At 64.4% G+C, this 13870-nt stretch carries 7 protein-coding genes; 6 read left to right on the top strand and 1 reads right to left on the bottom strand.

Going from position 1 to position 13870, the window contains the following annotated elements:
* Positions 1 to 85 precede the first annotated feature (85 nt).
* On the top strand, positions 86 to 1495 hold the full coding sequence (locus BW11_RS07885) for an ATP-binding protein (RefSeq protein WP_140445273.1): 1410 nt from the start codon (positions 86 to 88) through the stop codon (positions 1493 to 1495).
* A gap of 13 nt (positions 1496 to 1508) precedes the next feature.
* Here the strand turns inward: BW11_RS07885 and BW11_RS07890 are convergent, their stop codons facing one another.
* Complete coding sequence (locus BW11_RS07890) at positions 1509 to 2993, bottom strand: amino acid permease (RefSeq protein ID WP_140445272.1); 1485 nt, start codon at positions 2991 to 2993, stop codon at positions 1509 to 1511.
* Between the two features lie 246 nt (positions 2994 to 3239).
* On the opposite strand from BW11_RS07890, the gene BW11_RS07895 reads away from it, so the two are divergent.
* The 5 genes from BW11_RS07895 (at position 3240) to BW11_RS07915 (ending at position 13848) form a co-directional block, all read left to right on the top strand.
* Positions 3240 to 3944 carry an ABC transporter ATP-binding protein gene (locus BW11_RS07895; RefSeq protein ID WP_140445271.1) on the top strand — a complete coding sequence of 235 codons (705 nt, stop codon included), beginning with the start codon at positions 3240 to 3242 and terminating at the stop codon, positions 3942 to 3944.
* A gap of 13 nt (positions 3945 to 3957) precedes the next feature.
* The gene (locus BW11_RS07900; protein WP_140445270.1) at positions 3958 to 6690 is read left to right on the top strand and encodes an FtsX-like permease family protein; all 2733 of its coding nucleotides are present in this window, start codon (positions 3958 to 3960) and stop codon (positions 6688 to 6690) included.
* A 229-nt stretch (positions 6691 to 6919) separates the two neighbouring features.
* Positions 6920 to 8464: an amino acid permease gene (locus BW11_RS07905; protein ID WP_375137651.1), complete on the top strand. Its 1545-nt coding sequence runs from the start codon at positions 6920 to 6922 to the stop codon at positions 8462 to 8464.
* Between the two features lie 677 nt (positions 8465 to 9141).
* Positions 9142 to 11838, top strand: coding sequence for a SpaA isopeptide-forming pilin-related protein (locus BW11_RS07910; RefSeq protein WP_181162549.1), 2697 nt, complete (start codon positions 9142 to 9144; stop codon positions 11836 to 11838).
* A 69-nt stretch (positions 11839 to 11907) separates the two neighbouring features.
* On the top strand, positions 11908 to 13848 hold the full coding sequence (locus BW11_RS07915; RefSeq protein WP_140445269.1) for a SpaH/EbpB family LPXTG-anchored major pilin: 1941 nt from the start codon (positions 11908 to 11910) through the stop codon (positions 13846 to 13848).
* Positions 13849 to 13870: the final 22 nt, after the last annotated feature.

Consider the following 13870-nt stretch of genomic DNA (forward strand, 5'->3'; position numbering starts at 1 on the left):
ATCGTGATACAATAAATCGTGATGCAATAAGCTATCCGACGACGCAGTGACGGAGGCAAGGGCCGCGAACAGCAAGGGAGGCGTCATGGCATTCATTGGGCGTGAAGACGATCTGAATCAACTTGAGGAATGTTTCGCCGCGCGCAAGGCGCAGCTTGTGTTCGTATACGGTCGGAGGCGCGTGGGAAAAACCGAGACCCTCAGTCATTTCTCGCACGGCAAGGAAACGCTGTTTTTCGCGGCCCAGAACGCCACCAAGGAGGAGCAGCTGGAATCGTTCTCCCGCCTGATGTTCGAGGCCGGCGCCCCCGGTCGGGACTACCTCAGCCGTTACCCCTCCTGGGAGAGCGCGTTGAACGAGTTGGCACGATTGCCCGAGCCGAGGGGCGGCGCGCGAAGACTGGTCGTGTTCGATGAATTCCCGTACTTGGTCAAGTCCGATCCATCACTGCCGTCGGTGCTGCAGAATCTCTGGGATCACACATTGCGTAATGCGAATCTGATGATCGTCATCTGCGGCAGCGCTATGAGCTTCATCGAGAAGAAGCTGTTGGGGGAGAAGTCTCCGTTGTATGGTCGGGCGACCGGCATTCTGAAGATGCTGCCTCTGCCATATTGGGATGCAGTGCGGTTCTTCCCCGACTACGGCGGTGAGGACAAGGTGCTCGCATACGCGATGTTGGGCGGCATCCCCCGGTACCTTGAGGAGTTCGACCCGGACGAGTCCATAGAGGCGAACATCAAGCGCCACATCCTGCGGCGCATCTCCCCGCTGTACAGCGAAGTCGAGTTCTTGCTGCATGAGGAGCTGCGGGAGACGGCGAAATACAACAGTGTGATACGGGCCATCGCGCTTGGCGCCACCTCGCTGAACGAAATCGCCACACACGCGATGATGACAAATGCTACGGTCTCGTCCTATCTCGCCAATCTCATGGAACTCGGCATCGTGGAGCGCGAGTTCCCGGTCACCGCGAAACTCAAGGAGCGGGCGAAGGGTGCTCGGGGCCTATACCAGTTGAGCGACAACTTCTTCCGATTCTGGTATTCGTTCGTGTTTCCCTACCGCTCGGAACTGGAGCGGGGCGATGTGGACGGCGTGTACGAACGGCATGTCGGGCCGGTGCTGCATGATTTCGCGGGCAAGCCGTTCGAAGCGCTATGTCGTGAGTGGGTGTGGCGCGAGAGCATAGCCGGGCGTCTGCCGTTCCACGCGCGCGAGGTCGGGCGTTGGTGGGACCGGCGTGATGAGATAGACGTGATGGCAGTCGATGGATCGGGGGCGGCGGCGATCATGGGTGAGTGCAAGTTCCGTAATACTCCGGTGGATCGCTCGGTGCTGAACCTGTTGCGCGACCGCGCCTCGCGCACGGGGATTGACCGTCGCACGTATGTGCTGTTCTCGCTTGGCGGTTTCACGCAACCGTTGCTCGACGACGCCGCATCGTCTGAATCCGATGTCCGGCTGGTCGGTGTCGACGAGCTGTTCGACTGATTCGCTGCGCGCGTTACTTCCTATTACTCACCTGATAGGCGACGAATAGGATCGCCAGCCAGATCACGCCGGCGATCACGGCCACGCGATAGCTGGCGGAGAAGCACATGAGCACCACGACGAGCGCGAGGAACGCAAGCACAACCCACGGGGTGACGCGCGCGAACGGCAGCTTGAAGTGGATCGCGTCGAGCGCCTCCTGCCCGGACTTGCCGGCCAGATCGGTGTCCTCGGGCGCGCCGCCGGCCGCCACCACGCGGCGGAACTTCATCTCGGTGATCATGATCATCGTCCAGTTGATGATGCCCGCGATCGTGGCGATCGACATCAGATAGTTGAACGCGAAATCGGGCCATACGAACACGACCACCACGGCGAACGCGGTGATCACGGCAGAGGTGAGCACGCCCGCCACCGGCACGCCATGCGCGTTCAAGCGGCCGAGGAACGCGGGGGCGTTGCCCTGCTTGGCGAGCGAGTACAGCATGCGCGAGTTGGCGTACAGGCCGGAGTTGTACACGCTCATCACGGCGGTGAGACACACGAAGTTCAAGATACCGGCGGCCGCGTGCACGCCCACCGAGTCGAAGATCTGCACGAACGGGCTCGACTTGCCGTCGATCGTGTTCCACGGCACGACCGCCATGATCACGCCCAGCGCGCCGATGTAGAACACGAGGATGCGCCAGATGATGTCGTTGGTGGCGCGCGGGATCGTGGTCTTCGGATCCTCGGTCTCGCCGGCGGTGATGCCGATGAGTTCGGTGCCGCCGAAACTGAACATCACGACGACGAGCGCCATCAGCAGGCCCGTCCACGAGCCGTCGGACGCGCGTCCCATCAGGCCGTTCGGCAGGAATCCGCCGCCCACGGTGAACCAGTTCGCGAAGCTCGCCTTCACGCCCGAGTCGGTCGGCAGCGCGAAGACGATCACCGCGAGGCCGCCGACGATCATCGCGATCACGGCCACGATCTTGATGATCGCGAACCAGAACTCGAACTCGCCGAACTTGGAGACGCCCAGCAGGTTCGCCGCGCAGATCACCACGAGGAACACGGCCGCCGACACCCACGTCGGGATCGCCGGGAACCAGTAGTTGACGAACGAGCCCACCACGGCGAGCTCCACCATGGAGACGAGGATGTAGTTGAACCAGTAGTTCCAGCCGGAGATGAAGCCGGCGCGCTTGGACCAGTAGCGTGTCGCGTAGTAGCTGAACGCGCCCGCCTTCGGGTCCTCGACGCTCATTTCGGACAGCGCGCGCACGATCATGAAGATCGCGAGGCCGCCGATCAGGTAGGCGAGCAGGATCGCAGGGCCGGCCAGCGCGATCGACTCGCTCGAGCCGTAGAACAGGCCCGTGCCGATCGCGCCGCCCAGCGCGATCAGCTGGATATGGCGGTTCTTCAGCGACTTGCGCAGCGTCGCCGGCACCGGCACGTCATCGGTCTCGCGCGGCTTTTGGACCTGCGGTGCCGCGGGATTGGTGGAACTCATGATCTCTCTCGATTCTTTAACTCTCTTGTCTCGGTGGTCTGACCGCTCCCGAATGTCCCGGATGCCCGGTTGTGGGAGGCACCGGCGGGCGTGGTCATCGCAATCGTCGTGATCGCAATGACCGCCATTGTATGTCCCCGCCTCGCCGGCAGTCTCGATCTGCGCGAGATATGGGTGATACCGCGTGATATGGGGCGGCCGTTTTACCCAGCGAAATAGGGTTAAATAGAGAATGAGGTGAGCGACATGGCGTACATCGAATTCGACAACGTGATCAAGGAGTATCCGACGGGCGGCGGCAGACCGATCCGGGCGCTCGACGGCGCGAGCTTCACCGCCGATCAGGGCGAGCTGACCGTGATCCTCGGCCAGTCGGGCGCGGGCAAGACCACGGCCCTGAACATCCTGGGCGGCATGGACACCGCCACCTCCGGTCGCGTGGTCGTCGGCGGGCGCGACATCACGGATCTCAAGAAACGCGACCTCATCACCTACCGTCGCAACGACATCGGATTCGTGTTCCAGTTCTACAATCTCGTGCCCAATCTGACCGCGCTGGAGAACGTCGAACTGGCGAGTCAGATCTGCCCGGACCATTTCGACCCGGCCGACACGCTGCGCAAGGTCGGGCTGGGGGAGCGGCTTGACAACTTCCCGGCGCAGCTGTCCGGCGGCGAGCAGCAGCGCGTGTCGATCGCCCGCGCGATCGCGAAGAAGCCGAAGCTGCTGCTGTGCGACGAGCCGACCGGCGCGCTCGACTACGAGACCGGCAAGGAGGTGCTCACCCTGCTGCAGGACATCTGCCGCGAGCAGGGGATGACCGTGATGATCATCACCCACAACTCGGCGCTCGCCCCGATGGCGCACAAGGTGATCCACTTCCGTTCGGGCCGCGTGACCGCCGCCGAGGTCAACGAGCATCCGACGCCCATCGCCGACATCGAATGGTGAGAGGAGGCGTGTGATGACCGGACGCGCGTTCGTCAAGGACATGCTGCGCTGCTGGCTGCGCTCGTGGAAGCGATTCGTGTCGATCGCGGTGATCTCGCTGCTCGGCGTGGCCGTGCTCACCGGCATCTACGCGGGATGCCGCGACATGTTCCGTGGCGCCGACCGGTTCTACGATGCGCAGGGTCTGCGTGACATCCAGGTGGTCTCCACGCTCGGGCTGACGTCCGACGACGTCGACGCCCTGCGCGCGGTCGACGGCGTCGAAACCGTGCAGGGCATGCGCAGCCAGGCCGTCAAGGTGCCGATCGACGGCGCCGAGAAGACCGTGACGATCAACGAGATCGCAGGCGGCGGCGCCGGCGGCGGCTCGGGCGATGCCGCGGCTCTCGACCGACCGTATCTTGAATCCGGCCGCATGCCCACAAGGGCCGGCGAGGTGGCCGTCACCCGCAAGTTCCTCAAGGACAGCGGCTACAGGATCGGCGACAAACTCACCGTCACCCCGGTCGCCACGGATGATGCCAACACGGATTCCGCTGACGATTCGCCCTCATTCCCCACGCAGCTCACCATCACCGGGCAGGTGCTCGACCTCGCCGACCTGAGCAACCCGGACGGCATCAGCAGCGAGGCGTTCCGCAACAACGCCGCCTCCGACTACGCGTTCTTCGCGCCCTCCGACGGCGTGACCGGCGACGTCTACACCTCGATCAGCCTCACCGTGAGCGGCGCCAAGACCGAGGACACGTTCTCCGACCGCTACGATCGGACCGTCAGAGCCGTCGTCGACCGTATTGCCGAGCAGATCCAGTCGCAACGCCAGAAGGCGCGCCGTCAGCAGCTCATCGACGAGGCCCAGCGGAAGATCGACGACGCCCGAGCCAAGGCGAGTCTGCAGCCTGCCGAAGTGCAGGCGCAAATGCAAGCGCAACTTGACCAGCAGCGTGCGCAGGTGCCCGACAAGATCGCGCAGGCGCGCTGGTACGTGAGCACACGCTCCGCGATCGGCGGGTTCAGCCAGCTCAAATCCGACGTGAGCTCGATCGAATCGATCGGCCGCGCGTTCCCGGTCGTGTTCCTGACCGTCGCCGTGCTGATGAGCCTGACCGCGATGACCCGCATGGTCGAGGAGGAGCGCGGCCTGATCGGCACCTACGTCGGCCTCGGCTACGGGCCGGCCGCGATCGCCGCCCGCTACGTGCTGTTCGCCGCGCTCGCCTGCCTGATCGGCGGCGGACTGGGACTCGTCGCCGGGTTCATCGGGATTCCTGCGTTCCTGCTTGTTGTGTTGCAGGGCCTGTACGCGGTGCCCGGCGTGCGTCTCGAATACGACTGGGTGTACGGATCGGCCGGCATCGCCCTGTTCGTCGTCGGCATCGTCGTCGCGACCATCGTCGCGTGCGCGGGCGAACTGCGCCAGACGCCGGCCGCGCTGATGCGTCCGAAGGCGCCGAAGGCCGGCACGCGCGTTCTGCTCGAACGCGTGCGCCCGGTGTGGCGTCGCATGGGATTCCTCAACAAGGTGACCGTGCGCAACATCATGCGATTCAAATCGCGTCTGATCATGACGGTCGGCGGCGTGGCCGGCTGCACCGCGCTGATCGTGTGCGGCCTCGCGATCAACGACAGCGTCGACGCGATCCCCGCACGCCAGTATCAGGACATCTACCGCTACGACCTGATGGTCGTCACCGATCACGACGATCTCGCCGCCGTCGAGCAGCGACTGCGCGGCGACGGCAAGCTCGACGGCGCGATGACGCCCGCACGCATCGACAGCGGCGAGATGACCAACGCCGCCGACGAGTCGACCACCGTCCAGTTGGTCGCCGTGCCGGCCGCCGGCGACTTGGTGCGGATCGCCGATCTGCGTGTCGTCGCCGACGGCACGATGGGGGACTACCACACCGGTGACGAGATCAAGCTGGGCGATACCGGCGGGACCGGGGCCACCGATGTCGCCGATTCGCCGACCTTCACCGGCTCCGGCGTGATCGTTTCGCGATCCGCCGCGGCCTCGCTCGGCGTCGAGGCAGGTGATGAGATCACCCTGCACAACGGCGGTTCCGAACGCGCCAAGGCGCGCGTCTACGCCGTCAGCGAGTCCGTGATCGGCTCCGACCTGTACATGACCACCGCCTACTACAAGCAGCTGTTCGGCGCGGACGCCGGGGACGACGCGTCCGACACGGTCTCCGACGGCGTCGAACTGAACGCGATCTATGCGAACCTGAAGGGTTCGGACGACGATCAGATCGACTATGCCGCCAAGCTCGGCCGCGACGCGAAGGTGCTGAGCGCCGTCAGCAACGCCAAGCTCGAGCGGAGCTTCGAGTTCAAGCTCATGGCCGCGGTCGTCGCCCTGATCGTCGGGCTCGCAGGCGGACTCGCGCTGGTCGTGCTGTTCACGCTCGCCAACACCAACGTGTCCGAACGCGTGCGCGAGATGGCCACGCTCAAGGTGCTCGGCTTCTACGATCGCGAAGTGCACACGTACGTGAACAAGGAGATGATGATCCTGACCCTCGTTGGCATCGTGGTCGGACTGCCTCTGGGGCGCTGGGTCGGAGGGCTGCTGACCGCCGCCCTCAACATGCCCGGCATGTACTTCGAGGTCCACGTGCAGCCCGCGAGCTATCTGATCGCCGCCGCAGTGACCCTCGCCTTCGCACTACTGGTCCAGCTCCTCACCAACCCAGTCCTAGACCGCATCGACCCCGCCGTCTCGCTGAAGAGTATCGAATAATCATGCCTTGAGCGTGTCCACAATAGCGGACCGCCGCCCCCACGCGGCCTACGCTGGAACAACAAAGTTCAATTTTGAGTCGCAAAGCGCAAGAGAAAAATTGAACTCGGATTTGCAAAGTTCACAGAGACGTTACATGATAATTGAACTGAATGAACTTCTTCGGCCGGTCCGGTGCTACAGTTTGAACCTGCATTGAACACGCGAATCGAGAAGTGAGGTCGGCTGTATGAGCGATGCGAACACGCGTTCGGGCGGCATGAACGGCGTAGGTGGTACGAGCGCAGGCGCGGACGGTGCGACGCTGAAGTCCGTCGAGAGCCTCGATGCGAACAACGAGATGGATCGCGGCCTCAACAATCGCCACGTCCAGTTCATCGCCATCGGCGGCACGATCGGCACCGGCCTGTTCCTCGGCTCCGGCAAGTCGATCGCCCTGACCGGCCCGTCGATCGTGTTCGTGTACATCGGCGTCGGCCTGGTCATGTTCATGCTGATGCGCGCGATCGGCGAGATGATGTACCGCGATCCGAGCCAGCACACGTTCATCAACTTCATCACCCGCTACCTCGGCAACGGCTGGGGCAAGTTCGCCGGATGGTCGTACTGGATCGTGCTCGTGCTCATCGGCATGACCGAGATCACGGCCGTCTCGACGTATTTCATCACGTTCTTCAACACGTTCGGCATCGACCTGAGCGCGTGGAAATGGCTGATCGAGCTGGCGTTCCTCGTCGTGCTCGCCACCATCAACCTGATCGCCGTCAAGGCGTTCGGCGAGGCTGAGTTCTGGTTCTCGATGATCAAGATCACGCTGATCTGTGCGATGATCGTCACCGCCGTGGTGATGGTCGTGATCGGCTACCATTACGACTCCGTGCAGATTGTCGGCCAGAGCGCGCCGTCGCCCGCCGGCCATGCGGGTCTCGACAACCTGTTCACGAACTTCTCGATCGCGCCGAACGGCTGGCTGGCGTTCCTGATGAGCTTCCAGATGGTGTTCTTCGCGTATGAGGCGATCGAGTTCGTCGGCGTGACGGTGTCGGAGACGCAGAATCCGCGCAAGGTGCTGCCGAAGGCGATCAACGAGATCATCATGCGCATCCTGATCTTCTACGTGGGCGCGCTGGTGGCGATCATGTGCATCGTGCCGTGGACCACGTTCAAGCCGAACAAGGACGGCTCGTTCGCCTCCCCGTTCATCATGGTGTTCCAGTACGCGGGATTGAACTGGGCGTCCGCGCTGGTGTTCTTCGTGGTGATCACGGCCGCGTCGTCGTCGTTGAACTCGCTGCTGTACTCGGCCGGCCGTCACCTCTACCAGCTGGCGATCGAGTCGGAGTCGCCGGCGTTCCAGAGGATCGGCGTCGTCTCGAAGCGTCGCGTGCCGGCGCGTGCGATCCTCGTGTCGGCCGCGCTGGTGCTGCTGTCGCCGGTGATCAACGCGTTCCCGCAGGTGTCGAGCGCGTTCGTGCTGTTCTCGTCCGCCTCGTCCGCGGTGATCATCTTCATCTACATCCTGACGATGGTCGCGCATCGGCGCTACCGCCGTTCGGCCGATTTCATCCCCGACGGCTTCGTGATGCCGGCCTACAAGGTGACGAACACCATTGCGATCGTGTTCTTCGTGTTCATCTATGTGACGTTGTTCCTCGCCTCGGACACGATCGGCTCCGCGATCGCCGGCTTGGTGTGGCTCGCCGTGTTCGGCGGCTACTGCCTGTTGCACGATCATTTCCAGAATCGCGATCTCAAGGCCGCGTTGGGCCGCTGAGCTCGTGGCCCTGGCGGTCGGCCGGGTGCGACCTTGATCTCGTCCGTCAGTGGGTTCCGCTGGCGGACGATTCGCGATTGTCGGCGTGCTGCGCGCGATATGCGTGAAAGAACTGTGAAGACGCATATGTGACGCAGGGGAGGCCGGGAGTGTTGTGGTCGCGATGCGCGTGTAAAGAGGCGCGCGCACGCGATGGATCGCCCGCCTGTTCGTGACATGTCTGCCTGAGATGGCGTTATCGTCGGCATTGCAGTCTTTTCCTGTCGGCGGATCGACGCGTAGCCGATATCTGTATGGCCTTGGGCGTGGTTCTCATCTGCTGGTGAAAGGTCACCAACCGGCCGAATTCTCCTGAATCGCGATGTGTCGGGCTGTCTTCTTTGCATGGGACCGTTCGAACAGCGGTTCCTTGGTACGGGTCGACGACGACTCGTGTGCGGGATCGCTTCGTCTGAACGCCGGATCGGGGTTCGGGGGACGCATAACGACACATTTCTAGGGAAGGACGTGCGATGAGGCACGAATGGCATACCACCAGGCCGAATGGCCGCGGAATCTGCGGGCCGGGAGCCTCGCGGAGACGGAGAACTTCGGGAACACGGGACACGATCAGGCCGACCTGGCCGGCAAGATCGGCACGGCCAACGCCGGCGAAACGCCGTGCGCCGGAATCCCTGATGCGCAGGATGGGGACGTGTCTGACCGTCGCGGCGATGCTGCTGACCGTATTGTCGCCGGCGGCTGCAGCGGCCCCGGTGGCCGTCACCGGGTTCGCCTCGGTCCGCGGCGGTTCCGTCGCCGTTGCCGCGGACAGGGATGCGGCCGACACGACGATCGTCGCCGAAGGCCCGTCGTCCACCACGCTGCCGGATGGCGTGACGTGGGCGGACGTGCGCGGCTACATCGACGAGCAGTTCCCCGATTCGGCCGTGTTCGCCGACGCGGTGTACGACGCGATCCGCGACTCCGGACAGGACTACACGGATGAAAAACTCGAGCATGCGCCGCAGGGCATGCCCGATTCCGCCGCGGACGTGATCTCCTATTTCGGCATCGATGACCCGGACCACACGACGATCACCGTGTCGCGCCCGTTGGAGGACGGCGCTGTGCTGACCGGCGTCACGCTGCTCACGAACGTGGGCGTGCTGAAGATCGCCGACACCGGTTCGCACAAGAGTCTGGCGTTCATCGAGGACGCATACGAGCCGGCCGGTGAAGGCGAACGGCCGTACGATACGCCGGAAGGTCCGGCGATCGATATAGCGCCGATCAACCTGACCGTGCTGCCGAAGCGTCCGTACGAGTACAACCTTACCAAGGCGCGCAGCGGTCATCATGCATTTAATACCACGGCTCGTAACAACCTCTCCGTTTCGATGCTGCGCAACCCGAAGGGCAAGGACGCGTCGGTCGTCATCGACACGACGCTCACCGGTCGCGGGGCGCCGGTCGACCTGACTCCCATCAGCTCGACCGAATCGACCGAATCGTCCGAATCACCCGGCAAAACCGTGCATCCGACCGACATCACCCCGACGTTCAAGTATCGAACGGACCCTGAGACCACGCAGCATCCGACCGACCGGATCTCCACCAAGGACAACACCGTCACGATGTCGATCCCGGCCTGCGGCGATGACGGCGAGTACACCGAGCGACTGGCGTTCACTCACCTGTATCAGCATTTCGGCGGTACCGTCGAGCAATTGCAATCCCTCGACTATCACTACCGCACCAGCGTCACCTACTTGAGTGCCGTGCACATCTCCGGCGAGGCGGTGATTCTGGGCGACGTCGCGGCGCGCAAGATCGACGCCACCAACCAGCAGCCGCTGCGATACGCGCGATTCCGCCTCTACGAGGACAAGGCCGCCACCAAGCCCGCGCGTCAGGCGGACCTCACCATGGCCGGCCAGATCCAGCGCGACGAGAACGGCGGCATCAGGATGAAGGAGACCGACATCGCGGACAGCGGCGAGGACGGTGTCGTGCGGTTCGAATACCTCCAGCCGGGCGACTACTACCTCAAGGAGATCGACCCGCCGGCCGGCTACGACCTGCCCGATCCGAATCCGGTCAAGGTCACGGTCGCCGGCACGGACTCCGGCAGCGCGATCACCGGCCTGTCGATCACCGGCGGGCAGGGGAGCGAGGCCGAGGTGCTCGTCGACGGCGTCACCGGGCGCGCCGACAACTTCAGGAACGCGTCCAGCTGGTACACCGCCACGAACAACATCACCCGCACCTCCAAACTCGACACGATCCGTGTGGACGACGGCGTATACGTCAGAAACGGCGGCAAGGCCATCGCGATCAACGATTTCACGGCGAGCGGAGACGGTCTCAAGCCGCTCGCCGAGGCCGCCCCGATCGGCGACGACGGCAAGCCGGACCTGTCCGGAGCGTCCGCGGAGGGAAGCGGGTACACGGTCACGTTCGGCGATAAGGGCGACGAATCCGCCACCACGCAACGGTTCGAGACCACCGCCGGAGCGCAGGATGCGATCAACGCGATGATCAAGGGCAGGCAGCTCGGCTGTTCGACCGCCACGATCAGCGTCGACGCGGGATCACGCGTGTATCATCGCGCGGCCACGGACGCCGATATCGTGACGATCGGGGACCAGCCGCTGCCGGTGTACCTGCGCATCCCCGCCTCCAAAACGCTCGAGGGCGGCGACGAGGCGTTCGAGGACGATCGCTTCCGCTTCACCATCGACGGCGCCGACAGTCGCGGCGAGATCCACGAGACGGTCGGGGTCAAGTCGACCGGCACGAAACTGGGCAAGCACTATGGCGTCGTCGACTTCAGTCCGCTGACCTTCGACAAGTCCGGATCATACGAGCTCACCATCACCGAGGAAGTCGACGAATTCGATCTCGGCGTCAGCTACAACCCCGAAGGCGTGTCCTACAAGGTGTACGTCGACGTCGGGCCGAACTGGCTCGGCAAGTTCAAGATGAACGGTGAACCGGCCGATGAATCGGACGGAGATGAGGACGAGGCTGAGACCTCCGACACGCCCAAGTGGTATCAGGGACTGGCCGCCACGGTGCACTACGCCAAGGTGACGTCCGGCGCCGGCGGCAAACCGGTCGTCGGCAAGAAGACCCTGCTCGGCACCTATGACTCCGAGCAGACGAACGTGGCCATCAAGGCGGAAGACGGTTCCATCACCGGATTCACGCCGAACCCGAGGCGACCGTTCACCGGCCCGCTGATCTTCGTCTTCACGAACGTCGCCAAAACCACCACCCTGCCGAAAACCGGCGCCGGAGGCATCGTCGCCATCGCGGCGGCCGGAGTCACGCTGCTGCTCGTCGGCGCGCTGATCGTCACCCACGCGTCGCGTCGCCACGCCCGCCGATGACGCATGCATCGGCTCACCATCCGCCCATGGCATCGCACAACAATCACATAAATCACATAGAAAGGAACAATGATGTTCACCAATCACCAGTCCACACTTCGCACGAGTGACGTGCGGAATACGGTCGTTGCGGCGACGTCCGATCCGGGGCCGAACGGCGGCGAATCCGGCCGAACGCCACGGTTCTCCCGGTTCCGGGGAACCCGTGCAGTCGCGTCGCGTACGGTCGCGGCGGTGATCGGCGCAATCGCGCTGATCGCTGGCATATCGTTGGCGCCGTCGGCGGCGCTCGCCGCCAATCCCGGCACCCTGCCCGTCGCCTCGACCGGGATTCCGCTTTCCAAGGATTCGACCGCCGAACTCGTCGTACGCGGCGTCGAAACCGGGTCGACGAGCGTCGCGCATCGGGTCATCGAGCTGAAGCTCGACGTGAACGGCGCATCGCCTGCGGCGCCGCCCTACGCGTGGGCCGAACCATTGCGCGAGTTCGTGCGCGACTACGACGCGAAGCACGGCGTCGATTTCATCGCGGACGACGATTCGGTCGGCGACGCCTACGCCGGACTGCAGAACGACGAGACGGGTGATCCGACAACCGCGACGGCCGGGCAGATCGCCGATTTCGCCGATCGACTCGCTAGGTTCATCGCTGAGCGGTCGGCCGGATCCAAAGGAACCGAAGGATCCGAGGGGAACGGTCTCGCCGGTCTTGAATCGCACACCGGCGTGACAGGTGCGGTGAGCGGAGGAGACGCGTCCGACGCCGTCGCGACCTTCGCCGGACTGCCGCTCGGCGGTTACCTCGTGATCACGTCCGGCGGCCCGCGCGTCCATCGGCCGGTGATCGCGAACCTCACACCGCAGTACGACGCCGAAAGCAGGCAATGGCTCGTCGCCGAACGGTTCGAGGCGGTGGCCAAGCATTCGTCCCCGGGTGTCGACAAGTCGATCAACGAGCAGCGCGACGACGGACACGTGTCGGGCCGCGACGCGAAGGATTCCGGTTCGGACGTCATCGCGATCGGCGACGCTGTCACTTTCGACCTGCGCGCCGACGTGCCGGTCTTCCCGAACAATGCGATGTATCGCGATTTCACGATCGCCGACACGATGTCCGCCGGACTGACGCTCGTTGGGGAGTCGATCGAGGTGTACGGCGTCACGGCATCCGCCGAACCTGCCGGCGATGACGCGGAAACGCGTCTCACCGCCGAACAGTACGGGCTGAGCGTGGGAGCGGATGAGGGCTCCGGCGCCGACGAGAGAACATACACGTTCCGCCTCGACCTGAGCGGCACGTACTACGACGGCATCCGCGGCTACGACGCGATCCACGTGCGCTACCGGGCGATCGTCAACGATCGCGCCGCCGTCGGCCCGACCGGCAACCCGAACGAGGTGACGTTGGAGTATTCGAACGACCCGTATCACTCCCAGTCGCACGACACCGACAAGGACCGCGTGACCGCCTTCTCGTACGGTCTCGAGGTCGTCAAGACCAGTGGCGACGGCAAGCCGCTCTCCGGCGCGGTCTTCGCGCTCGGCGGCGATGTCGCCGACACGTACGAGGGCGTGGTTCCGCTCACCGAATCCGGACGCTATCGCCTGCCGAAGCGTGACGCCGACGGCGGGATCGTCGACGAGGATCGGGGTGCACTCACCCGCGATCTGGCGGTCTCCGACTCCGGACAACTGTGGATCTCCGGCCTGCGACCGGGCTCCTACACGCTCACCGAAACGCAGGCGCCCGACGGATACACCATCATCACCCAGCCGATCCCGTTCAGCATCGTCGACACCGCGACCGAAGACGATCGCACCGACGTTGAATTCACCGGCACGGTCGTCGGACAGAAGACCGCCGGCTACGCGTACAGGGAGGTGCGGAACTATCGCGGCGGACTCCCGATCACCGGTGCCGCCGGCGTGATCGCATTCGGCGTCATCGGCGTCCTGCTCGCGGGCGGCGGCGTGACGCTGGCCGCGGTGATGCGCCGACGCCGCAGATGAGGCGCCGCGCATGAGACACCGC

It is taken from the genome of Bifidobacterium sp. UTCIF-38 (genome assembly GCF_006454495.1).
Lineage (GTDB): Bacteria > Actinomycetota > Actinomycetes > Actinomycetales > Bifidobacteriaceae > Bifidobacterium > Bifidobacterium callitrichos.